General features: G+C 37.0%; 22 protein-coding genes and 2 other annotated features. Of the genes, 3 read left to right on the top strand and 19 right to left on the bottom strand.

The window, feature by feature from the left end; all coding sequences use genetic code 11:
• Positions 1 to 71: 71 nt before the first annotated feature.
• Positions 72 to 2,732, bottom strand: coding sequence for an alanine--tRNA ligase (alaS, locus tag NRE15_RS14315; protein WP_313793541.1), 2,661 nt, complete (start codon positions 2,730 to 2,732; stop codon positions 72 to 74).
• A 377-nt stretch (positions 2,733 to 3,109) separates the two neighbouring features.
• Between alaS and NRE15_RS14310 the strand changes: the two genes are divergently transcribed.
• Entirely contained in the window at positions 3,110 to 4,048 is a 939-nt protein-coding gene (locus tag NRE15_RS14310) for a diacylglycerol/lipid kinase family protein (protein WP_313793540.1), read from the top strand.
• A gap of 85 nt (positions 4,049 to 4,133) precedes the next feature.
• Positions 4,134 to 4,556: a LytR/AlgR family response regulator transcription factor gene (locus NRE15_RS14305; protein ID WP_313793539.1), complete on the top strand. Its 423-nt coding sequence runs from the start codon at positions 4,134 to 4,136 to the stop codon at positions 4,554 to 4,556.
• A 25-nt stretch (positions 4,557 to 4,581) separates the two neighbouring features.
• Here the strand turns inward: NRE15_RS14305 and recD2 are convergent, their stop codons facing one another.
• The 7 genes from recD2 to mreB form a co-directional block, all read right to left on the bottom strand.
• Positions 4,582 to 6,990 (bottom strand): SF1B family DNA helicase RecD2, encoded by a 2,409-nt coding sequence (recD2, locus tag NRE15_RS14300; RefSeq protein WP_313793538.1) that lies wholly within the window; start codon positions 6,988 to 6,990, stop codon positions 4,582 to 4,584.
• Between the two features lie 114 nt (positions 6,991 to 7,104).
• Entirely contained in the window at positions 7,105 to 7,395 is a 291-nt protein-coding gene (gene rpmA / locus NRE15_RS14295) for a 50S ribosomal protein L27 (protein ID WP_313793537.1), read from the bottom strand.
• Between the two features lie 15 nt (positions 7,396 to 7,410).
• Positions 7,411 to 7,725: a ribosomal-processing cysteine protease Prp gene (locus NRE15_RS14290; RefSeq protein ID WP_313793536.1), complete on the bottom strand. Its 315-nt coding sequence runs from the start codon at positions 7,723 to 7,725 to the stop codon at positions 7,411 to 7,413.
• Between the two features lie 22 nt (positions 7,726 to 7,747).
• Entirely contained in the window at positions 7,748 to 8,056 is a 309-nt protein-coding gene (gene rplU, locus NRE15_RS14285; protein WP_313793535.1) for a 50S ribosomal protein L21, read from the bottom strand.
• A 19-nt stretch (positions 8,057 to 8,075) separates the two neighbouring features.
• Positions 8,076 to 8,154: a sequence feature (ribosomal protein L21 leader region), on the bottom strand.
• A gap of 110 nt (positions 8,155 to 8,264) precedes the next feature.
• Positions 8,265 to 8,816 (bottom strand): rod shape-determining protein MreD, encoded by a 552-nt coding sequence (gene mreD / locus NRE15_RS14280; RefSeq protein ID WP_313793534.1) that lies wholly within the window; start codon positions 8,814 to 8,816, stop codon positions 8,265 to 8,267.
• On the bottom strand, positions 8,797 to 9,642 hold the full coding sequence (gene mreC, locus NRE15_RS14275; RefSeq protein WP_313793533.1) for a rod shape-determining protein MreC: 846 nt from the start codon (positions 9,640 to 9,642) through the stop codon (positions 8,797 to 8,799). Before mreC ends, mreD begins: the two co-directional genes overlap by 20 nt.
• Before the next feature lie 20 nt (positions 9,643 to 9,662).
• Positions 9,663 to 10,685 (bottom strand): rod shape-determining protein, encoded by a 1,023-nt coding sequence (gene mreB, locus NRE15_RS14270; RefSeq protein WP_390887161.1) that lies wholly within the window; start codon positions 10,683 to 10,685, stop codon positions 9,663 to 9,665.
• Between the two features lie 221 nt (positions 10,686 to 10,906).
• Between mreB and NRE15_RS14265 the strand changes: the two genes are divergently transcribed.
• A complete protein-coding gene (locus NRE15_RS14265; protein WP_313793532.1) occupies positions 10,907 to 11,638 on the top strand; it encodes a class I SAM-dependent methyltransferase in 732 nt (243 codons plus the stop codon).
• Positions 11,639 to 11,699: 61 nt separating this feature from the next.
• On the opposite strand, the gene NRE15_RS14260 is transcribed toward NRE15_RS14265, so the two are convergent.
• From NRE15_RS14260 to NRE15_RS14210, 11 genes are all read right to left on the bottom strand, one after another.
• On the bottom strand, positions 11,700 to 11,903 hold the full coding sequence (locus tag NRE15_RS14260; RefSeq protein WP_313793531.1) for a cold-shock protein: 204 nt from the start codon (positions 11,901 to 11,903) through the stop codon (positions 11,700 to 11,702).
• Between the two features lie 218 nt (positions 11,904 to 12,121).
• The gene (radC, locus tag NRE15_RS14255; RefSeq protein ID WP_313793530.1) at positions 12,122 to 12,817 is read right to left on the bottom strand and encodes a RadC family protein; all 696 of its coding nucleotides are present in this window, start codon (positions 12,815 to 12,817) and stop codon (positions 12,122 to 12,124) included.
• Positions 12,818 to 12,886: 69 nt separating this feature from the next.
• Entirely contained in the window at positions 12,887 to 14,236 is a 1,350-nt protein-coding gene (locus NRE15_RS14250) for a bifunctional folylpolyglutamate synthase/dihydrofolate synthase (RefSeq protein WP_313793529.1), read from the bottom strand.
• 33 nt (positions 14,237 to 14,269) lie between these two features.
• Positions 14,270 to 16,906: a valine--tRNA ligase gene (locus tag NRE15_RS14245; protein WP_313793528.1), complete on the bottom strand. Its 2,637-nt coding sequence runs from the start codon at positions 16,904 to 16,906 to the stop codon at positions 14,270 to 14,272.
• 62 nt (positions 16,907 to 16,968) lie between these two features.
• Positions 16,969 to 17,176: a binding site (T-box leader), on the bottom strand.
• Positions 17,177 to 17,293: 117 nt separating this feature from the next.
• On the bottom strand, positions 17,294 to 18,037 hold the full coding sequence (locus tag NRE15_RS14240) for an NAD-dependent protein deacylase (RefSeq protein WP_313793527.1): 744 nt from the start codon (positions 18,035 to 18,037) through the stop codon (positions 17,294 to 17,296).
• Positions 18,038 to 18,187: 150 nt separating this feature from the next.
• The gene (locus tag NRE15_RS14235; protein ID WP_390887160.1) at positions 18,188 to 18,673 is read right to left on the bottom strand and encodes a thiol peroxidase; all 486 of its coding nucleotides are present in this window, start codon (positions 18,671 to 18,673) and stop codon (positions 18,188 to 18,190) included.
• A gap of 86 nt (positions 18,674 to 18,759) precedes the next feature.
• Positions 18,760 to 19,977: a tRNA uracil 4-sulfurtransferase ThiI gene (gene thiI / locus NRE15_RS14230; protein ID WP_313793525.1), complete on the bottom strand. Its 1,218-nt coding sequence runs from the start codon at positions 19,975 to 19,977 to the stop codon at positions 18,760 to 18,762.
• Between the two features lie 9 nt (positions 19,978 to 19,986).
• Complete coding sequence (locus NRE15_RS14225) at positions 19,987 to 21,129, bottom strand: cysteine desulfurase family protein (protein WP_313793524.1); 1,143 nt, start codon at positions 21,127 to 21,129, stop codon at positions 19,987 to 19,989.
• A 102-nt stretch (positions 21,130 to 21,231) separates the two neighbouring features.
• Entirely contained in the window at positions 21,232 to 22,947 is a 1,716-nt protein-coding gene (locus NRE15_RS14220) for a septation ring formation regulator EzrA (protein ID WP_313793523.1), read from the bottom strand.
• 369 nt (positions 22,948 to 23,316) lie between these two features.
• Complete coding sequence (gene rpsD, locus NRE15_RS14215) at positions 23,317 to 23,925, bottom strand: 30S ribosomal protein S4 (protein WP_313793522.1); 609 nt, start codon at positions 23,923 to 23,925, stop codon at positions 23,317 to 23,319.
• 211 nt (positions 23,926 to 24,136) lie between these two features.
• A complete protein-coding gene (locus NRE15_RS14210; RefSeq protein ID WP_313793521.1) occupies positions 24,137 to 24,847 on the bottom strand; it encodes a 5'-methylthioadenosine/adenosylhomocysteine nucleosidase in 711 nt (236 codons plus the stop codon).
• Between the last annotated feature and the right edge of the window lie 11 nt (positions 24,848 to 24,858).

Below are 24,858 nucleotides of genomic sequence, written 5' to 3'. Positions count from 1 at the left end.
CCTTTCTAATATCTCTATTTTACCCTACAATAATAATAAATGAAACGAATTTGCTAAATATCAAGGTAAATTTATGCTTCTACTTGCGTTAATCCTTGAATCGTTTCTGGAATTGCATTTATCATCTGCGGAATAGCTTGAGCATCTTCTCCTCCAGCTTGCGCCATTTGTGGACGGCCACCGCCACCACCACCGATTATTTTCGCCAATGGTTTAATAACATCTCCAGCTTTTAGATCAGCTTCAATAGCTGTATCATCAGCTAAGACCATTAAATTAACTTTTTCCTCAACAGCCGAAACGAGAATTAATAAATTCGAACTCGCTTTTTGTCGCCACAAATCACCCAGTTGACGTAAGGCTTCCATATCTTGATCGGCCAAATTAACGACGACATAGCTATAATCATTGACAACTTTGACATCATTCAACAAATTAGCTGCTTCATTTTGTAATAAACGGGCATTTAATGATTCAATCTTACTATGAGATTCTTTCACATCTTCTTGAAGGGTTTGAACCCGATTCATTAATTGGCTAATTTGGCTGACTTTTAATTCATTTTGAATCGATTTTAGCAACTGTTCATTTTTTTGGTATTCAGCAATCGCAGCTTGACCGGTCAATGCTTCAATCCGTCGCATACCTGCACCAATACCAGATTCACTGATTAGTTTAAAGGTGCCGATTTCATTGGTATTATTAACATGTGTGCCCCCACATAACTCAATGGATTCATTGCCAATATTGACCACACGCACGATGTTACCATATTTTTCACCGAATAAAGCCATTGCTCCCATCTCTTTAGCTTCATCAATCGGCATTTCACGAATATCTACATCGATGGCATTTTCAATCATATAGTTTACTTTATTAGCGATTTGTTTTAATTCATCATCAGTTACTTTACCAAAATGTGAAAAGTCAAAACGCAAACGATCAGGTCCGACATATGACCCAGCTTGATTAGCATGATCACCTAAGACTTCTTTAAGTGAGCGGTGTAATAAATGCGTTGCCGTATGATTTTGATTAATGTGTAAACGATTTGAACGATCAACAATCAATGTATACGACTGTTCAACGTTCAAAGGGATGTCAAACGTCCGTAAACGATGCATATACTGACCATTAGGCGCTTTTTGAACATCTAAAACTTCAGCTAGTAGTTGATCGCCATCATAAATCCCACCCGTATCCGCAACTTGTCCACCCATTTCAGCATAAAAGGGACTCCGATTAAAGATAACCCAAGCTTGGCTATCAGCAGGTAACTGATTAACTTTTTCGTTATCCAGTACAATCGCTTTAATACTAGCATTCGTTTGTAATTGAGTATAACCGACAAATTCAAAACTAGACGTAATCTCTCTAAAGACATCACTTTGAACCTGCATACTTTCTTCTTTGGAGCGTGCAGCTCTGGCTCTTTCACGTTGTAATTGCATTTGTTCATTAAAACCATCATGATCAACCGTTAATTGGTTTTCTAGGGCAATTTCTTCCGTTAATTCGAGCGGAAAACCAAAGGTGTCATACAATTGGAAGGCTTGTTCTCCAGGAATAACCGTTTGCTTTTCTGATTTTAATTGTTGAATAATGGCTTGCAAATGGGATTCGCCACCTTCAATTGTCTCATGAAATCGTTCTTCTTCGTTAAGAATTACTTGTTGCACAAATTCAATATTCGTACGTAACTCAACATAATAATCCCCCATGATGTCGGCAATCGTTGGGACTAATTGACTTAGAAACGCCCCTTTAATCCCTAATCGACGTCCATGCATAACACTGCGTCTAATTAAGCGTCTTAAGATATAACCGCGTCCTTCATTAGACGGTAAAGCACCATCGCTAATAGCAAACGTTACAGCACGAATATGATCAGCAATTACTTTAAAGCTAACTTTAGCATCCGTGCTTTCTTCATAAGATATCCCATCCGTTAAACGTTCAATTTGTTTAATGATTGGCATGAATAAGTCGGTTTCAAAGTTAGTAGGCGTTTCTTGAATGACTGAGACAATCCGCTCTAAGCCCATACCCGTATCAACGTTTTTAGTCGGTAATGGAACATAAGTGTCATCGGGTAAATGATTAAACTCAGAAAAAACTAAGTTCCAAATTTCTAACCAACGTTCATTTTCGCCACCAGGATAATTTTCCGGATCATCTTCACTTAAATTATTGAACGATTCACCCCGATCATAAAATATCTCCGTATCTGGCCCACATGGACCCGCACCTATATCCCAAAAATTCCCTTCAACAGCAACGAGATGCGTTGGGTCAAAACCCTCAGTCTGTTCCCATAATTCTTTTGTTTCTAAATCTTCTGGGTAATAGGTAACATATAATAGATTAGGGTCAAAACCAATCCATTCAGAACTTGTTAAGAATTCCCAAGCATAAGCAATCGCTTCTTTTTTAAAATAATCACCAATCGAAAAATTCCCCAACATTTCAAATAAGGTATGGTGACGGGCTGTAATTCCGACATTTTCAATGTCATTCGTACGGATACTTTTTTGAGAATTTGTAATCCGTTTATTATTGGGGATTTCGGTCCCATCAAAATATTTTTTGAGGGTTGCAACACCAGAATTTATCCATAATAATGTTGGATCGTTGATAGGAATCAATGATTCACTAGGCCGAACTTCATGACCTTTTTGTTCAAAAAAATCTAAAAACATTTGTCGAATTTGAACACTTGTTAATGTACTCATATACTCACTCCTTATAAATAAAAAAAGACTCATTATATGTAAGGGCGACAACCGCGGTACCACCTTACTTATAACGACTCCTGTTCATTACATCTTCAGTAATTGTTAACGCCAATCATACGCTAATATTGCTATTAGATAGACATGAGGGAGCATTTTAATTCGATGATTTCTTTCACCAAAACGAAATCTCTCTAAAAATGAACAAAATATGTCCTCGCTAAGCATTATTATAGAGTTCTTTCCTGATTATGTCAATCAAACCGCTATTTAATGGAAATAAAATTGACTAATAGCATTCACTTTTATGAAATCTTAAGTATAATAGATAAATAGTGTGTTCGTAATTTAATTATTCTTTAACTGAAGGAGAAACTATGAGTGAACGTATATATATTATTTGCCATCCCAGTTCTGGTGGTGGCAAAGGCAAAACTATTTTAGAAGAAGTTTATGCCATTTTAAATAGCTTTAAAACAACCTACTTAACGTATTTTACTGATTATGCTAGTCACGCCAAAATTATTACGCAACAAATTGTTGCAAAAGGCTTTGATCCTCAAAAACATCAACTAATGGTTTTAGGGGGCGACGGAACCTTGCATGAAGTGGTAGATGCCTTAATTGAAATGAATCTAAAAATACCCATCGCTTATATTGCCACGGGAACTGGGAATGATTTTAATCGAGTTTGGCAACCCCAAAAATCAATCCGTCAAATCGTTGAAACCATGTTGTTTTCGAGAGAAGCCAAAGAAATTCCCGTTTTTATTTATTATGATAAAACGACTAATATCAAAGATGTGGTATTAAATAGTATAGGTTTCGGCTTTGATGCAGAAGTCAACTATTTAACACAAAAAATTGACAGCAAATCCTTCTTGCGAAAATATTTTGATGGTCGACTAGCCTATTTAGTGTCGATTTTTAAAAGTTTGAATTTGCTTTCGTCTTTCGATGTCACAATCCAATTGGACGGAAAAACGCAAGTCGTTAGTAATGCTTATTTAGCTTGCATTATGAACAATCCCTATATTGGGGGTGGCATAAAATTAGATAATCTAGCTAGTCATGAACGGAAGGAAGTATCCTTAATTATTTTTCATGACATTAACTTTAAAGCGATTATTCAATTATTAATCAGTGTTCTAATTCGTCAAGATCAACATTTATCACCCAATGTCACCCGTTTTGCTGGTCAATCCTTGCAGATGAAATTAAACAAACCCATAAGAGGACAAGTAGATGGTGAAGATTTGACACAAATTCATGCGGACTTAACGGTTGGTTTGTCAGAATACCCTTTTTATTTGTAAATCTCAAACACCCATGATGATGCGAAATCAATCAACATGGGTGTTTTACATATTTATTCAAAGCGTTGAAGCTTTGGACTTCATTGTGAAATCAAGCTATGAAAACATGCAAGCGCAAATTGTAGAAGTATTGCAATTAATTGTTAATAGACAAGCCCACGGTCAAAGCAGAGGTAAACAATATATATTTACGTCTGGAAATAAAACCAGAGCGATTAGTTTTGATCAGATACTTTTTTTCGAATCTTTACCTCAACCACATAAAATTGCTATTAATACATTTGATAGTCAATTTCAGATATATGATAGTTTAAGCTCAGTTGAAAAAAGTGACCCAGAATTTGTGCGTGCTCACAAATCCTTTGTTGTGAATATTCGTAATGTTGCGAGTATTGACACCAATCATAATATAGTTGTCTTTAAGAATGGCTCATCTTGCCCATTGGCAAATAGCCGAACTAAGAAAGTGAAGCAGCAGTTATTAGCATGGAAAAATCCGCCTTTATGATAGATAATATAGGCGGATTTTTCTATTATGTAAGATTGTCTGGTAAAAAATCATAAGGGCTAATACCTTCCATACCTATCATGGGGTCAGCCGTCAAATAATTGTTGGATGTTAGTTGATATTTATTGGGGGTTGGCTGGGGTTCTGTTTCTAGGTCTTCTGAGATATTTTCTAGTCGGTCTTTGAATTCAACCTGTAATAAATCGGCTAAAAAGGTTTTCCGCGGCTCATCATTGCGCATAACCGCTTTAGCAAAACAGTTGGGATCACCTAACAAAATTAAGCTAGATTGCGCTCGGGTAACAGCCGTATACAGAATATCTTTTCTTAGCATTCGTGAATATTGATCGACTAAAGGCAAAATAACTAGTGGGTACTCACTGCCTTGAGCCTTATGAATCGATGTACAATAGGCTAATGTCAGTTGATTAAAATCACTGCGTTTATAAGTCAGTTCTTTTTCATCGAATTCAACAATCATTTCGTCCGTCTTAGAATCCGTTTGATCCTTATAGTAAATCGAAACAATCTTGCCAACATCACCATTAAACACATTTTCTTCAGCGTTATTGACTAATTGCAGGACCTTATCACCAACACGGAAAATTGTTTCAAAGTATACTAATTCATGTTTTTTGGGACTGGCGGGATTTAACTGAGCCTGTAAGGATTTATTTAAAGCGTTTATCCCAGCAGGACCCTTATACATTGGAGCCAAGACTTGCATATTGTTAGCATTAAAACCTTTCGGTATCGCTTTTTCAACAATTTGGTGAATAACATGGCTGACTTGATTGGCATGACAAGGAATAAATGAGCGATCGGCTTGTTTGATTAATAAATCATCGGGTAGTTGATTCTTTCTAATAGCGTGTGCTAATTTTATAATCGAACTATTCTCCGCTTGACGATAAATTTTCGTTAAAAACACCGTAGGAATAACTTTTGAATTGATTAAATCATTGAAAACTTTACCCGGTCCAACAGACGGTAGCTGATCCTGGTCACCAACGAAAACTACCTGCATATGATAAGGTATCCCTTGCAGAAGCCAATTCATCAACCATGTGTCGACCATGGACATTTCATCAATAATCAACAAACTACCTTCTAATTCATTGGAATGAAAATCCTCGGTTGAGGTATCACGTGTAAAGCCGATTAAACGATGGATTGTTGATGCCGGTAGCTGAGTAATATCTTTCATCCGTTTAGCAGCCCGACCAGTTGGGGCCGCTAATAGGACAGGATTATCATTACCCAATTTATCGATATCATCTAAATCATACTCATGCAAAATCGAATGTAAGGTAATCAAGCCTTGGACTAAGGTGGTTTTCCCAGTTCCAGGTCCTCCCGTAATAATAGACATAGGCGAATTAATAGCCATTATTAAAGCCTCTTTTTGCCACTTATCGTAAGTGATACCCGTCAGTTCTTCTACCTTTGGTATAGCCGTTTGGATTTCTAATTCTGTAAATCGTTCGACCGCTTCATATTGCCAATACTGCGACAATTGCTTCGCAATGCCTATTTCAGCGTAGTACAAACTAGGAATCATTAAGCCTTCGGCTAAGCGAAACAGCTTTTTTTCTAACACCGCTTTATCGAGTGCTTCTTGCAATAATTCCTCATTAATTAAATATCGCCGACTATTTTCAAGCAGTTTTTGTGCTTGTGATAGCGCAACCGCTTCTTCAACATAGGTATCCCCTTCATTGACGGATTGCTGGTTTACTACGGTAATAATCCCCGCCATAACCCGCTCAATCGCATCGGCTTCAAAACCAAGGGACTCGGCTAATTGATCGGCTTTAGTAAAGCCAATACCATCGATTTTCTCGATTAATTCATAAGGATTTTCTTTAATGGATTCGATGGCGGTACTTTGATAAATTTGATAAATTTTATCAACGGTTTTAGGACCAAACCCCCATTGATTTAATTGCATATAAACCCGTTCAGTTCCTTGATGTTCTATCAGGGCATCCCGTAAATTTTTTGCCGTTCTTTGTGTCAAACCAGGAACTTCTTTTAACGCTTGACTATCGGATAGTATTTTATCAATAGCATCTGTTCCCAATGTTTCAACTATCCGACTGGCTAAGACCGTTCCAACACCTTTGAAGCGATGACTCGATAAATACTCAATGAGGCCTTCTTCTGAAGTCGGAGCCATTTGTTGATAACGATTAACGCTGAATTGTTGGCCATATTTTGGATGGTTGTTGAGTTGACCATAAAATTCGTAGGTCGTATCTAGATGGAGGGTGGCAAATTGTCCGGTACAAACAATATCTTCCCCGATGAATAGACTGGTATTATCTTCATCAACTAAAACCCGTATCACTTTATATAAATTACTAGGGTTTTCAAAAATAATCGCTTCGACAACCCCCACTACTATCTCTTCTTCCTGCCTACTATCAATCAATCGATTCCACCTCATTTCTATTGAACTAGTATAACATAGATTACGAATACAGTGAAAAGCAAAAAAAGGTAAAAACAGAAGCACTGTTTTTACCTTTTCTAATTAAGACATATCTTAAGCTTCTTGTGCCACTGGATAAACAGACACTTGCTTTCTGTTTTTACCTTTACGTTCAAAACGAACGACACCTTCTACTTTTGCAAATAAGGTATCATCGCCACCGCGACCTACATTATTACCAGGATGTACTTTCGTACCACGTTGACGGTAAAGAATTGATCCACCCGTTACTGTTTGTCCATCCGCTGCTTTAGCTCCAAGACGTTTAGCAATCGAGTCACGACCATTTTGTGTTGAACCGCCACCTTTTTTAGTTGCGAATAATTGTAAATTTAATTTCAACATATGGGTTTTCCTCCTCTATTTATGAAAGATATGAATAAATTCAGGATAATTCTTAGCAAGAATTTCTAAGGCAAAGGATAAATGTTTCATCAGCAACTGGACGTCATGTTGCTTTTGCTCATCGTTAATCGCAGGCAAAACAATTTTTAAATAGCCCCCTTCGACTTCATCAACATCAACTTCTGCAGAAACACCTAATAGATGTTCTAAAGAGTTCTCAACAGAAATGACTTGACTAGAAACAGCTGCACAAACAATATCATAGCCAGAATCGGCATAACCAGCGTGACCAGTCATGGTTAATTCTTTGATTGCATGCTTTGAATCCATCTTAAATTGAACATTAATCATTTTATGCGTTAATTGAATCGATAGTTAATTTTGTGTATGGTTGACGGTGACCTTGTTTGCGATGAGTATCTTTACGACGTTTGTATTTAAACGTCACTACTTTTTTCGCACGGCCATTTTTTTCAACGGTTGCCTCAACGGTTGCGCCTTCAACATAGGGTGTTCCTACTTTAGTTGACTCGCCGCCTACTAAGATTACTTCATCAAAAGTAACTTTTTCTCCTTCAGCAACATCTAATTTTTCAACAAAAATAGATTGACCTACTTCAACTTTTACTTGTTTTCCGCCAGTTTTAATAATTGCGTACATTCAAGCACCTCCTTATAATATTTACACTCAGACTCGCCAAATTAAGTGTTCGTTACCGAAGCTTTTAATAACTTAATGATGTGCGGTTGCAGATGGAGTGCTAGCCAAATACAACATTAGTATTGTACCATTTTCCATTTTCAGCGTCAACAAAAAAATCCGACCCATCAACCAGTAGATTGCTAGCGGTTGAAAGGTCGAATTACTGTTAGAAAATCAAATAATTTTCAAACCCTAAAAGATTTAACAAGCCTCTTGAAGGGAAATATAAAATAAAAGTTAATACGATGTTATACAACATCGTTGGACCCAAGTTATTAGCTAAAAATACAGTTAATGTCATAGTGGTATAACCTGTTTCACGATAGAACACAAAAACGCAAAAATCGACAAAGGCGATGGCTAACAAAAATAATAAGATTTGAACTAATGATTTTTTAGGTAAATATTTTTTCACTTTAATAATGACATAAGCGACTATCAAATACAAAGTCGCATATAAGCCTAAAAGAGTGGTATTATAGGAATCCGCAATCAGACCAAATATAAACGCATTAAAGAGGATGCTACCATCTCTAAAATAAAAAGCAAATAACACTAGAACATACAGTGTCACATGCGAAATGATTGTTTGACCGCTACCGAGAAAAGCATTCGGAAAGATGGCTGGTAAAGCAGAATCAATAATGATCCCGAAAAATAATAGTAAGGCTAAATACCACTTTACTCTACGATCTCGGTTAATCTTCAATGATATCACTCTGCCCTTCCTTTTGAATGACGGTGACAAAGCGAATATCAGTCATTTCTCCAGCTGGAATAATGCGGACCACTTGGAATAAGCCATAATCATCCATCTGAGCACTAGCAACTTCACCTATAAATAAGGTACTCGGTGTAACACCGCCTAGTCCAGATGTGATGACCATGTCGCCTGGCGAAATAACAGCCTCTGGATCAACTTGTGTCATGATTAAATGGTTATTGCGATGATCATAGGATGAAACAATTCCATTGGAAGAGCCATTCTCATGTTGAATACTTGCAGCTACTTTACCTGCATTCGATTGATCAGATGTAAGCAGTAATACTTTTGAACTTGTTAAATTCACTTCAATGATTCGTCCAATCAGACCATTCCCAGCCATAACCGACATGTTTTCACCTACGCCATCATTAGAGCCGACATTAATTGTCAAGGTTTCCATCCATTGGTCAGGATTGCGTCCAATAACCGTTGCATTAACCACTGTATAATCACTTAAAGATTCTTCTAATTGTAATTGTTGGCTCATGCTTTCATTTTGTGCTTCTAAATCCGCTACACGAACTTGTAAATTATATACTTGATCGATTTTCTCTTTCAATTGTTGATTTTCTTCAAAGGTATTGATCAAATCATCCACTGAGTTAACAAAGCGAACGACCATATTGACGGGTTCTGAAAAAATTCTGCCTGCCCATGCCGCCGTATCGTTAACCGCACTTGTCAGAATATTACTTGATCCATTTAACATCGTATAAGTTACTAAGGAAGCAATAACTATACCTGATAGTAGGAGCCCGATTAATTTCTTATTATTCATCCATTAATTCCTCTTTCTAACTAGCGTGCATTGCGTTCGGCTATTTTAGATTCTCTATCCATTTCGTTAAGCATTTTCCCCGCTCCAATAGCCACACAATCAAGGGGTAAATTAGCTAGGTGGACAGGTATACCGATTTCTTCATATAAACGTTCAGGTAATCTTTTTAATAAAGCACCACCACCGGTTAATACAATCCCATTTTCCATAATATCAGCGGATAACTCAGGGGGTGTTACTTCTAAGACTTGCTTAATCGCAACGACAATTTCTAAAATAACTTCATTAACAGCTTGTGCAACTACATTAGCACGTATCACTTTATTATCTGGAACACCCGTCGCAATATTGCGTCCTCTAGCTCGAACATGATCCGTTTCATCATGTTTGGTAAACTGGGCATTTCCAATCTCTACTTTAATGTTTTCAGCTTCTTGATAGCCAATCGCTAATTGATAATGCGTTCTTACATACGACATAATAACGTCATTCATCGCATTACCAGCCGCTGTTACAGTAGCACCTTTAACAATTTCACCATAAGAAATGACAGCAATGTCGGTTGTCCCACCGCCAATATCAACTACCATATTCCCTTTGGGCAGATTGATGGCTAAATTGGCACCTAAGGCTGCCGCAAAGGGTTCTTCAACAATCATGGCACGATAAATGCCCAAATCCTTTATAGCATCAATAACAGCCCTACGCTCGACTTTACTAATATTACTAGGCACACAAATAACCACTTCTGGTCGAGCCAGTGAGCGACGTAAAGCTTTTTTTATAAAATGTGCTAACATCTGTTTGGTTAAAGAAAAGTTAGCAATAACCCCATCTCGCATTGGACGTATGGTTTCATATTTTTCTGAGGTTCGTCCAACTAAATCAAAGGCTTCTTTACCAAAGGCAACCACTTCATTAGTTTCTTTATTTACAGCAACAATGGAGGGCTCTCGTAAGGCAATCCCTTTGCTATCAATATAAATAATTGTATTTGCTGTACCTAAATCAATCCCTAGGCGTTGCTTGTAAAAAATTCCCACAATCCATTGCACCCTTCCATTTCGATTCAATAGCTCGTTACATTATAACAAACAATAAGGCTCAAATGCTAGCCGTATTCGTTACCTTAACAAAATTTGAAAAACTAATTTTAACAAATGTTTCTATAACTGTCATTGTACACTAACCCAGGTACTTATTTAACATTTATCTTGATATTTGGTAAAATTTATTTGATAACAATTGGAATTGAGGTGTTTGAATGAAAGAAAACATGTATGATAATCAAGCGTTTTTTTCTGCTTATGCAAAAATGAATCGGTCAATCGAGGGGCTTGAGGCAGCAGGTGAATGGCATGATTTCCAAGCCCTACTACCTGAATTAGACGGACTGAATGCCCTCGATCTAGGTTGCGGATACGGCTGGCATTGTCGTTATTTACGTCAAAACGGAGCGAAACACGTAGTTGGTGTTGATTCATCACAAAAAATGCTTCAAAAGGCTCAACAGATGACTTCAGATACACAAATAACCTACCTTAATCAAACCAATGAGGATTTTAAGGTGAATGGCGAAACATTCGATTTAATCATATCTTCTTTAGCTATTCATTATATAAAAGACTATCGTAAATTAATCAAACATATTGCCGTACACTTAAAGGATCGAGGTGTGCTCTTGTTTTCTGTCGAACATCCCATTTTCACAGCTAAGGCTGAACAAGATTGGTATTATGTTGATGGTGACATTGATCATTGGCCAATCGATCATTATCAAGATGAAAGCCAACGTTTAACGTCCTTTCTAGGTCATCCTACCAAAAAATATCACCGAACGTTGGCCACTTATATCAACACCTTAATCGAAAACAATTTAATGATTGAAGCGATGAGTGAACCAAAACCACCACAATCAATGCTAGATAAAAATCCAAGCTTGTCAGATGAATTACGTCGACCCATGATGTTAATTATAAAAGCTAGGAAAATTTAATTTTAAGCACAAAAAAGCCGAAGGGGAAATTCCCCTTCGGTTAAAATGTTAAGTTAATTAATTAGCCTAATTTTTCAACGTTAGCTGCTTGAGGTCCACGTGCGCCTTCTTCAACATCAAAGCTTACTTGTTGACCTTCTTCTAAAGATTTGTATCCTTCGCCTTGAATAGCTGAGAAATGTACGAATACATCTGCGTCGCCTTCACGTTCGATAAATCCAAAACCTTTTTCAGCGTTAAACCATTTTACTGTACCTTGTTCCATTAAATCTTAAATCCTTCCGCGTGCCATTAGACACTTAATAAATTATATTCTTGCCATGGTACGAAGAGGATGTTTAAAACAACTTTCTTACCTGTTACAAAGAACATAAACCTATAATACCATAGTTTTATTTATTTGCAAGAAAATATTCAAATATAACATCAAATTCATTTCTTTTTCATGATGTTATAATTTATTTAGCCAATATTTGATAACAATTATTCACTCATTTCAAATAAACGACTCTTCTCTCTCAAACTAATAAATGAAAATTCGCCTACAATAATGTGATCCAACACTTCAATACCCATCAGATCCCCACAAGCAATCATCCGCTTTGTAAAAATAAGATCGGCCTGTGAAGGATCTGTATCACCGGATGGATGATTATGCGCTAAAATGAGTCGTGCCGTTGGATACTTAACAGCTTCTTTAAAAATCTCACGGGGATGAGCCACCGAACTATTAACCGAACCAATAAATATCGTTCGTTTTTGAATGATTTCATTTTTAGTATTTAAAAATAAAACCACTAGATGTTCTTGTTGTAAATCACGCATTTCATGCAAGAGCCATTCACCCGCTGAACGTGTCGATGTTATTTGTCCAAATTTAGGAATAGCACTTTGAGCTATTCGAATACCTAATTCAACCGCGGCTTTAATTTCAATCGCTTTGGTCGGTCCGATACCTTTCACTTTTTGCATCTCGTCTAAGCTAGCGAATTTGAGTTCATTGATATTTTCAAAATGTTGTAAAAATTCCATTGCGACCTTCAAAACATGCGTTTTATTGGTGCCTGTGCGTAGTAAAATAGCTAATAATTCATGATCGGCTAAAGCCTTTGCGCCAAAAACCTTCAACCGCTCCCTTGGCCTTCCTTCCAGGGGAACTTCGTTGATCAATGTTGTCAATTTTTTCTCGTTAATAAAAAACGCCTCCTTTACTATATAAATACAGTAAAAAAGACGAATTCCATCTTTTTATTTTACATTTTGTGCAAAATATTGTCTTATTTCTGATACAAAATATAATGACCCGGTAATAACGAGTAATTGATTCGTATTTGTTTGGTGTGAAAGCAAATATTCATCAATAAATTGTTGCCAATTTCTTTCAACATGAACATACTGGGTATCAATCTTAGGAACTTGATCAATTAATTCTTGAAAGTTGTCAACAGTCATCGCATGCGGATGATTAAATTCTGTCAGCAAGAGTTCATGGGGTTCAAAAGACAGCAATAAAGGTAACTGCGCTAATTGATTTTTGGTTGATAAGCCTGCATAGAGAATGGTCAACTGATAGTGTGGTAAGTGTTCCTGTACTAATTGTCGCAATGCCGTTAGACCCGCTACATTATGGGCACCGTCAATATAAACCAAAGGTTCATTATAAATACGTTCCATACGCGCAATCCATTTCGTTTGTTGTAAGGCGGGTTTGGCTACGACCCAATCAATCGGCCGCTCAATAATGTCCATCCAATTAATAAATGCTTGTAAGGCTACCGAAGCATTTTGAATTTGATGTAAACCTAGCATGCTAACCACAAAATTATTTTGCTGCGTTTCATCCGCGGGGATATTTTTTTGCCATAAATTAAAGGTGGATCCTTGTTCAAAATGGTTGAATATATCCGTTATGCCATACTCCACATTGAATCGATCAATATGTGCGTGCATAGCTTCCACACGTTGTTCAATCACCGCTAAAGGACCTGGCTCAATTAAACCTGTTACAACCCGCGCAAAAGGTTTAATAATACCCGCTTTTTCATGGGCAACTTCTTCTTTCGTATCGCCTAATTTATCCGCATGATCTAAACCAATGGTGGTTAAAACAGCTAATTGAGCATCGATGACATTGGTACAATCGTTTTCCCCACCTATGCCGACTTCAATTAAGCATACATCCGGTTGCATTTTACGAAAATATAGTAACATCATTACAGTATATAACTCGAAGAAGACTAATTTTCCATAAGGAGTGGTTTCCATATAGGTATTAACTTCTACCATTTGTTCTATGACTTCAATCAAATCTTGATCACTAATAGGTTCACCATTCATCATAATCCGTTCATTAAAACGCATAATATGTGGTGAGGTAAAAGAACCTACGGTCAAACCTTGACTCAGCAGTAAATCACGTAAAAAAGCCGTTGTCGATCCTTTTCCATTCGTTCCTGTAATGTGAATCGCAGGAAGGTCTTTTTCTGGATTACCGACATAATTTACCGCCACACGAATTTTATCAATTCCAACGCGTGAAATATCATTGGTTTGTTGATTTAGCCATTCAATCGCTGTATGTACATTATAAAATTTCAACGATGTTCAATCTCCTTCATACCATAAGATAAATTATATATTTTTTAATTGTTCAATTCTTACTTTTACAGCCTCCAATTGTTGTTGGTAAGATGCTTCTTTCGCTCTTTCCTCTTCGACAACTTTAGCCGGTGCTTTATTGACAAATTTTTCGTTAGCGAGTTTACCTTGTGAACGTTTAACTTCTTGGGTTAATTTTTTAACTTCATCTTCTAAGCGTCGAATTTCATCCTCAACTTTGATTAACCCTTCAAGTGGCATAAATATTTGTGCAAAAGGTAAGGTTTGTGTTACGACTTCCATGGATAAGTCTGGGTTGGTATCAATCGTCAATTGAGCGGGGTTACAAAAACGTTCAATATATGCCTTATTTTCGATCAATAAATCAACGACTGACTGTTCTTGCGGTTTAATAATTATATCCACTTTTTTAGATAAAGGGGTATTCATTTCATTACGGATAGTTCTTACCGCTCGAATGACATCAATTAATTGTTCCATGGCTTGAATTGCAGATTCATTAAGATAATTTTCATTAACCACTGGGAAATTGGTAATGACAATTGACGTTTCATCTGCTGGTTTAATTTGTTGCCAAATTTCTTCGGTTACAAAGGGCATAATTGGGTGGATTAAGCGTAAAATCTGATCTAAAACGTAAATTAAGATACTTTTGGTGGTTAAATGATTGTTTTGTGTATCTTGTAAACTTTCTTTAGTCATTTCAATATACCAATCGCAATAATCATTCCATATAAAATGATACAGTACTCTACCAGCCTCGCCAAACTCAAATTTTTCATACAAGCGTGTCACATCACTGATTGTCGCCTGTAAACGGGCTAATATCCATTGATCAGCTAGGGTTAAATCATTACCAATATTGATGGTATCAAGATTGAGATTACCGATATTTAAGAGAACATAGCGACTAGCATTCCAAATCTTATTAATAAAATTCCAGGCAGCTCCCATTTTCTCTTCACTATAGCGGACGTCTTGTCCCGGTGCAGAACCATTAGCTAAGAACCATCTTAAAGCATCCACACCATATTCGTCAATCACATCCATCGGGTCGATTCCATTCCCTAACGACTTACTCATTTTACGTCCTTGTTCATCACGAATTAAACCATGTAATAAAACATTTTCAAAAGGTCGTTGACCCGTAAACTCTAAACTTTGAAAAATCATCCGGCTAACCCAGAAAGTTAAGATATCATAACCCGTCACTAAAGTATCCGTAGGGAAATAGCGTTTATAGTCATCCGTTTCTTCCGGCCAACCCATGGTTGAGAACGGCCATAAGGCAGAAGAAAACCACGTATCTAAGACATCAGGATCACGTTCCCAATTTTCCTCATCTGCAGGCACAACTTCTCCAACATAAATCTCTCCCGTTTCTTTGTGATACCAGGCGGGTATTTGATGTCCCCACCATATCTGACGCGATATTACCCAATCATGAATGTTTTCCATCCACGTAATAAAGGTTTGATTAAAGCGTGAGGGGAAAAATTTAACGGCTTGATCAGTGGATTGATTATCAATCGTCATTTTAGCTAAAGGTTCCATTTTAACAAACCATTGGGTAGATAAAATCGGTTCAACGACGGCATTGGTACGTTCGGAATGCCCTACACTATGAATATGTTCTTCAACCTTAACTAATAAGCCATTTTCTTTCAAATCCGCAACAACTTGCTTTCTTGCCTCAAAGCGGTCTAAATTAGCATATTTGCCTGCCGCTTCATTCATCGTCCCGTCAAGGTTCATCACATTAAGTTTAGGTAAATTGTGTCTTTCACCAACTTCATAGTCGTTCGGATCATGTGCTGGGGTAATTTTAACAACACCCGTCCCGAATTCACGGTCAACATATTCATCAGCTATTATTGGGATTTCACGATTCATTAAAGGTAACATCACAGTTTTACCTATTAAATGTTGGTACCGTTCATCTTCCGGATGAACAGCAATAGCCGTATCGCCTAGCATCGTTTCGGGACGCGTCGTTGCAATCTCAACTAATTCATCACTACCAACGACTGGATAATTAATATGATAAAAAGCCCCCGTTACCTCTTTATGGATCACTTCAATATCCGATAAAGCTGTTTGCGCTTGTGGATCCCAATTGATGATATATTGACCCCGATAAATCAAACCTTTTTCATATAAACTTACAAACACTTTGTTAACGGCTTTACTGAGTCCACTATCCAAAGTGAAACGTTCGCGTGAATAGTCAACCGAAATACCCATTTTAGCCCATTGTTCCCGAATGGTTTTAGCATATTCTTCTTTCCATTCCCAAACAAGGTCAATGAATTTCTCACGGCCTAAATCATATTTGGTTAAGTTATCTTCACGCAGTTTTTCTTCTACCTTAGCTTGTGTAGCAATCCCAGCATGATCCATCCCAGGTAACCATAAGGTATCATATCCCTGCATCCGTTTAAAACGAATGATAATATCTTGTAAAGTGACGTCCCAAGCATGACCTAAGTGAAGTTTCCCTGTCACATTGGGTGGTGGTATCACAATCGAGTAAGGTTCTGCCTCTGGATTTCCTGATGGCTTAAACACATCCAAATCCAACCATTTCTGATATCTACCTGCTTCAACTTCAGTAAAATTATATTTTGTCGACATATTATTGTCTGTCATAGAAAATCCCTTCTTTCTTTTTCATGCGAATCAATGACACCAAAAACGCCCTATGATTAAATACATAGGACGCTATAAAAACGTGGTACCACCTAATTTTGAAATAGATAACTATTCCCTCTACCTGTTGTTATCGAAGCCGTTACTCCGTAAAGTACTACTTAGGTTCATACTTTAACGCTCCTAGCTACCTTCATCAATCTTGAAAGTTTTCAGCTCTAGACTTTCTCTCTAAGTTTGATTGACTACTCTTCTATTCCTCGCGTTTACTTATAAGATACAAACAGTTTAGCAAAATTATTCCCTTTTAACAAGATTGAATATTTGATATTTTAATGACAAAATGCTTAGATTAGTGATATTTATTCCTATCATTATAGATGCAATTCAATTGTATAAAGAATGGATTTCTTTGAAAACTTCTCCAATATTTCCATCAATGGCAAGGACATTATTTTGTGAAATATTCAGTGGTGTTTTATTGATAACCAATAGATGACTTCCTTTGAAATAATTCAAAAAACTGGCGGCAGGATAAACACTCAACGATGTTCCCCCAACAATAAGAACATCGGCTTCACTAATACTTTTAATGGTTGCGTGAATCGCACTTTCTTTTAAGGGTTCTTCATATAAAACGATATCGGGACGAACAATGCCGTGACACTTTGTACAGCGAGGAATTCCCTTTTCGTCTAAACTTAAATCTGAATAAGTGTAAAAGGCTTGACAATCCACACAATAATTTTCATCGACCGCACCATGTAATTCAATCACACGCTGACTTCCTGCCTTTTGATGTAGACGATCGATATTCTGTGTTACTACGGTCACATCTTTGCCACCTGCTTCTATGTCCGCCAGAAGTTTGTGAGCCTCATTAGGTTCTGCCTCTGGATAGACCAAATGTTCAAAGTGAAATTTAAAGAATATTTCTGGATAGGCTCTAAAGAAACTGGCTGAAATAATTTGTTCAGGTGAATAATGGGTACCAGTGTCTTTTTGATAGATACCTGTAGCAGACCGAAAATCAGGGATACCACTTTCAGTCGAAACACCTGCTCCACCAAAAAAGACAAGTTTTTTACTATTTTGTATAATTTTTGCCATCTGTTGAATGGTATTATTCACAGTTAATCACTCTTTCTAACTATAAGGATAACAGTAAATGGCACAGCTATGCAATAAAAAAACGAACATTCAAAGAAAGTAGTCTCTAATGGTTAGACATTTCTACTATCATTGAATGTTCGTAGTTTATATGCTAAAACGATTGGCTAATTATAGACTATCGGCGGCTGCAATGGCCTCATCATAACTTGGTTCATCCGTTCCTTCAGGAACAATTTGTACATATTTAACGATTTTTTGTGCATCTAAAACAAAAACTGAACGTGCTAATAAATCTAAGCCTTCCATTAACAAGCCAGTAGCTTGACCAAAATCACGGTCAGTATCAGAGAGCGTAGTCATTGATAAATTATGTTCTGATTTCCAACCGTCCCATTCTTCTGGAGTGTTGACACTAACGGATAAAAATTGATAATCTTTATCTTTTGTTCCTTCAGCAAAACGTTGCGTTTGAATACTACACACGCTGGTTGTTACATTCGGAACCACACTCAGAATAGTGGTATCTTTAATTAATTCATGCAATTGAACGGCGTTACCGTCTTTATCGGTTACAGTAGCATTTGGCATCATTTCGCCAACTTGGGGTGGATTACCCACTAATTTTACAGGCTCACCTTTAAACGTAATTTCCAAAGAACTCATCCTTTCTAATTTAGCTTACTAATATAATTGTAAAGATATTTATTACAATTAGCAATCAATATGCTTTTAGAAGGATTTTATAATAGATGACTAAATGACTCGGTCGATTGCTTAATATAATGCTCATCAATGGTTGTACGTTCAATCCCGCGAACAGCCTCTTCAACTAATTCTTCAATATTTAACTTAGCTTCTTCTGCTTCAATGATATCTAAACGCGGTTTCGTCTTAGGGGTTCTTGGCGCAAAAACGGTACAGCAATCTTCATAAGGCTCATTCGAAATATCATAGGTGCCAATTTGTTCTGCCAAGGCAATAATATCATTTTTATCAGCAGCGATAAGCGGACGGAAAATCGGTGAATGAGTCACTTCATTAATCACTTGAATACTCTTAATGGTTTGTGAAGCAACTTGTCCTAAGGATTCACCCGTTACAATTGCATGAGCGTCGCGTAAAACTAATAAGCGATCCATAATCCTTAACATCATCCGACGCATCACTGTCATCGATAAATCTTCATGTACATTGGCTTTAATTTCTTCTTGAATTCGCGCAAAAGGCACATTATGGAAAGTAATCGCTAGGCCATATTGGGCTAAAACAGAAGTTAATTTCTTGGCTTTTTCCAGTGCTTGAGGACTGGTATACGGTGGACTGGCAAAATGCACCGCTTCAATAGCCAAGCCTCGTTTAATCATTTGGTAACCGGCAATCGGTGAATCAAACCCACCTGAAAGCATCAACAAACCTTTACCACTCGAACCATAGGGCATCCCACCAAGACCAGGGAATGAAAGCAGACTTAAATAAGCCCGGTCTTCTTGATGAATACTAATAGTTAAACTATAGGTCGGTTTCCGCAAATCAACCACTAATTGAGGAAAGTGTTCACCAATAACACCACCTACTTCTCGTTGAATCGACATGGAATCGTGCGGAAACTGTTTGTCAGACCGCTTAGCAACAACTCTGAACGACTCACCTGCTTTGACATCAATCGAACTAAATATCTCTACGGCTAATTGTTTGATGGCATCTATATCTTTATCCACACGATAAACAGGTTCAAAACGAGAAATACCTGGGATTTTGCTTAAAATTTCACTAATAGCTGTATAATCAGATTCTTTCCATTGGACAAACATAAAATCGTGCAATGGTATGATCTTTAAACGTTCCAAATGTTGTGTCTTTAACCGAATTTGTTCAGCCATCTTTTGCTGGAACATCTTACGGTTTTTGCCTTTAGTTGATAACTCACCATAATGGATTAATATTTCATTGGTTTGCATAATAGCCCCCTATTTATGTGCACTTAATTTTTGCGTAATACGTTCTATAGCTAGCAATAATTGCTCTACTTCGGCTAGTGTATTCGTACTAGCTAAACTGATACGAATGGTGGATTTAGAAATGGCATCTGGGATACCCATCGCTTTTAAGGTATGATGCGTGGATGGTTTACGACTAGAGCAAGCACTCGTTGTCGAAACAAACAAGCTCTCTTCCGCAAAAGCGTTCAGTATCACTTCGCCAGGTAAAGGAGGCAATGCGACAGCTATAATATGTTCAGCTGTATAAGGATAGCCAAAAACCTCCCAATTTAAAGCTTTAAATTGTTGAACAATTTGTTCTTGAAATGTTTTTAACTTTGCTTTCGTTTCTATTTGCTCGTCTTGGGTCATCCGTAAAGCTTTGGCACCTGCTACGATAGCTGGTAAATTCTCGGTACCACTTCGTAGACCGCGTTCTTGACCACCCCCATAAACCCAGATCCCTTTTTCAACCCGTTGACGTTGGGCTAAAACACCTAAACCGCGTATACCATGGAATTTATGGCTTGATAAGGTGAGTAAATCAATTCTTGAACGTTTGACAAGTTCCATTTGGGTGGTCATGGCTTGGACAGCGTCAACATGCCAAATGATTTGGGGGTATTTAGTTAAGAGGGTTTCAATTTCTTTAAAGGGTTGGAGGGTACCTACTTCATTATTGACAGCAATCGTCGATAACAGAAGGACATCATCAGCTAAATGATCCTCCAGTTTATCCACGTCCAACCGTCCATAACCATCGACTTCAAGTAAAATAACTTCAAAACCCCGTTGCTGTAATAGAGGGATTTGATTAGTGATTGATGGATGCTCAACAGCTGAAATCAAGACTTTGTTTTTATGTGGATGAATGACTTTTAGTTGTTGCAGGATGGCTTGAAAAACCCAATTATTAGCTTCGGTGCCACTCGCTGTGAAATAGATTTCCTGACTCTGATAGCCTAGTAATTGACCAAATTGCTTTCTGGCCTGTTCCAAAAGACTACTTGAAGCTTCACCAGCCGGATGGGCACTTGAAGGATTAGCAAAATAATTCATGGCAACCGTCTGAGCTGTTTCTAAAACATCGGGGTAGGGTTGCGTGGTTGCACTGTTATCAAAATAAATCATTGTTTCCTCCTTAGTTTGAACAATAGAAAAACCTGTCACATCATGGGATGCGGACAGGTTTTATTGCGATAATTAACAATTACCTTTGACCTATTGGATGGTTTATAAGCGCGTTTGCTTTTCCTGATGATACATCCGGCGAACTTGAGTAGGCGCATCTTGCTCTACACGACGTAAGGCTTTCTCAATAACAGCCAAAGCTTCTTCATAGCGATACTCTTGGTAGAACAAATATTGTGCCTCTTTAATTGCCTGATCCACTTCGGGATAATCATAACGAAAACGATTGCTGTGCTGAATCATATATTCAGTTAACATGGCGCTATCCACCGTCTCTTCAGTCAATTCATCCAAATCGGCTAAATTCTCAACTAATTGACTTTCAAGCTGATCAATTTCAACCATATTAATCCGGACACGATTTAATTGATGCGATAGATTTTCAATTTGATCCGTTACTTTATAAAATAACGCATAATAATTATCGTGTAAACCCGGTAAGTGGTTTTTCTCCACTTTACGTTTAAAGTTACGTAATTCTAATTCATACATATCCAAATTATTTTTGGTTTCTTTTTCACGATGGTTAAGATCGGACAGTCCTTTTAAGATGTTATTTTGACTTTCATCGATTTCTTCCACACGTTTACGAATTTTTTTAATGGACGATTCAATGTTGGTATAAATCGCATTATGCTCTTCAATATCACGCGTTAATTGGCGGTATTTATTATATTCAATTTCAATTTGATCGGTTAACTCGCCAATCGTTTCAACTTCATTTTCATGCAAGATATATGACTGTGCAATACGATCAACTTCAATACTTGCATAACGGTTGTGCTCCGCTACTTCATTTAATAAAGTTTTTAATTGAACGATATTTTTGTTAACGAAGTCGCGCGAAGCAATTTCAGTCTCCATTAAATCATATAAGGAATTAATATTGCGTTCAGCTTTATCCATTAATGTCTTCGCTTCAACTAAGTCGGCTTGTTTAATGCGATTTTTGGCATCATTAAGTTGCTCTTGTATTTCGTCAATCTTTTCCGGAATACTGATATCCTCAAAATTAAAGCGACTGTCGAGCATTTTTTGATAGCCATCGCGTAAATCTTCTAAAGAATCTTCATATTGATTTTTGATTTGACTATACATAGCTGGGATTTTCTCAAGTATCTCTTCTAAGCTAGTTAAATCGGACTCGATATTCTCTAACATATCGCGTGCTTCAAGATGATCACCATTTTTGGTGTATTCATTGTATTTAGTAAAATTTAATTCTAAATAGTTTAAGTTTTTCTCTAATGTTTCGATAGCTGGTCCATAATCAAAACTATGGTTCATAATACTTTTTCTGGCTGTATTATATCGTTCCATCAATTGTTCATGTTTTTCGTAGTTTTCCGTATCAACTTTAAGTAACTCCGTAAGCATATCATGTAAATCATTGACTTGGACTTCTGTTTCATCCATCATCTCACGGGCTTGAGCCATCGTTTTTTTGGCTTTTACTAAATTCATTTGCTCAGAATATTGCTCAGCCCCTACAAGAGCTGACTCGATTTCTGTAAATTGAAAATTAGTAATTGTTTGCCACGATGCCACGATACTTTCATACTTACGTTTGGTTTGACCCGATAAATCCATATTTTTCAATGTGAAAAGTTGGTCTGCAATCGATACGGACATCATGTCATCTTTTCGTTGTTCTAATTCTCTAAGTTCTCTACTGCGCTGCGTCCGTACGTAATAGATTACGCCATAGGCAACCAACACTAGAACGACGATTATAAATAGTATGTCAGTAAACCTCAAATGTTTCGCCCCTCTGCCTTTTTTTAATTGTTTCAGTATGCCCATTTTAAAATAAGCCTAATTATCACATTGAATTATACCATTATCACAACTTTATTTAAAGAGTTGTCTTCAGAATAGTTATATAGTTATGCCGAGTTTATACCAAATAAAACTCCTTGCTTCAAAAAAACCGAACATTTAATGATATTAGAACCGTTTTCCGCCTCTCTTTTCAGTTGGGCTGAGCACTATCATTAAAAGTTCGGCTTTTTTACGCTCTCAATAAAAACATAAGAGACTGCATGCATTAAAAATGCTACAGCCTCTTAAAGTCATGATGGACTATGAATTTGATGTAGCCCAACTTTAAAACATGATCCTGATTGATTAACCTAATTTGTTATAGTACTCAACAACAAGTGCTTCATCAACTTCAGCATTTAGTTCTTCACGTAATGGGAAACGGGTTAAAGTTCCTGCAAAATTATCTGCATCATAAGAAACAAAGTCTAAACGACTTACAGTTGCTTCTAAGTTTGCTTTAATAATATCTAATTCGCGTGATTTTTCACGTAAAGCAATCACTTGATCCGGTTGAACTAAGTAAGAAGGGATATCTACACGTTTGCCATCAACGGTAATATGACCATGGTTTACTAATTGGCGAGCTTGACGACGTGTATTAGCAAAACCTAAACGAAAAACTAAGTTATCTAAACGTGTTTCTAGTAACACCATGAAGTTTTCACCGTGTTTACCTTCTTTAATTTTACCTGCTTTTTTAAATAAAGTCGCAAATTGACGTTCATTTAAACCGTACATATGACGTAATTTTTGTTTTTCTTGTAATTGCATACCGTATTCAGATAATTTTTTACGTTGATTCCCATGTTGTCCTGGTGGGAATGGGCGTTTTTGTAATTCTTTACCTGTTTCGGTTAGGGAAATTCCTAAACGGCGTGATTGTTTCCATGATGGTCCTGTATATCTAGACATTATATAGCCTCCAATTAATTTTTTGGAGTAAAATAATTCATTAAAAAACCGAATGCGTGCAGTCCCTGATTAGGTTTTCGCATTTAGCAGCCGCAGTTACTTACCTTCCTAAAATAGGCATAAGACTGTTGACGCGCTTTCTTTTTTTACGCTGCATTATTTTACACTTATACTATTATACTTAAATTACCCAAGATTTCAAGTGAAATTTTCATTTTGCGTAAGGATCGAAGGGAACTTGTTTGACAAATTCAATGACCATACTCGCCGATACACGACTAGCCAATTCAATAAAAGTATCAAAGTCAACACTGGCTTCATCATTAGCATTATCTGAAATAGAACGAATTATCACATAGGGAATATCTAAGACATAGCTAGCTTGAGCAATGGCCGCTGATTCCATATCTACTGCGCGAGCCGTTGGAAAGTTCGTTCTAATCTTATTGATTTGTTCTTTACTATTAATAAACTGATCACCACTGACGACGAGCCCGATAATCGGTTCAATCTCAAACGTCCGACAAACCATTTGCGCAATTCTTAGTAATTCTGAATCGGGTAAATAACGTTCAGGCATTCCAGCCATTTGACCATAGGCATAGCCAAATCCAGTAACATCCACATCATGATGTGATAATGAATGTGCGATAACAACATCGCCTACTTTTATAGCGGGATCAACCGCTCCCGCCGATCCGGTATTAATGATGAGATCAATCTGATACTTTTCTTTTAAAATCATCACACTTAAAGTAGCATTTACCTTACCAATCCCCGATAAGACTAAAGCCACTTGATGATCGCCTAATTGTCCACTGACCACTTCAAAGCCACTATATGTTTCAATGACTGGGTTTATAATGGTTTCCTTAAGCATAAGAATCTCTTCTTCCATCGCCCCAATTATTCCAATTTTCATCATTTACCTAC

Origin of the sequence: Fundicoccus culcitae, assembly GCF_024661895.1 — a bacterium.
GTDB classification, from domain to species: Bacteria; Bacillota; Bacilli; order Lactobacillales; family Aerococcaceae; genus Fundicoccus_A; species Fundicoccus_A culcitae.
Note: the sequence above shows the minus strand (reverse complement) of the source record. Positions and strands in the feature narration are given on the sequence as shown.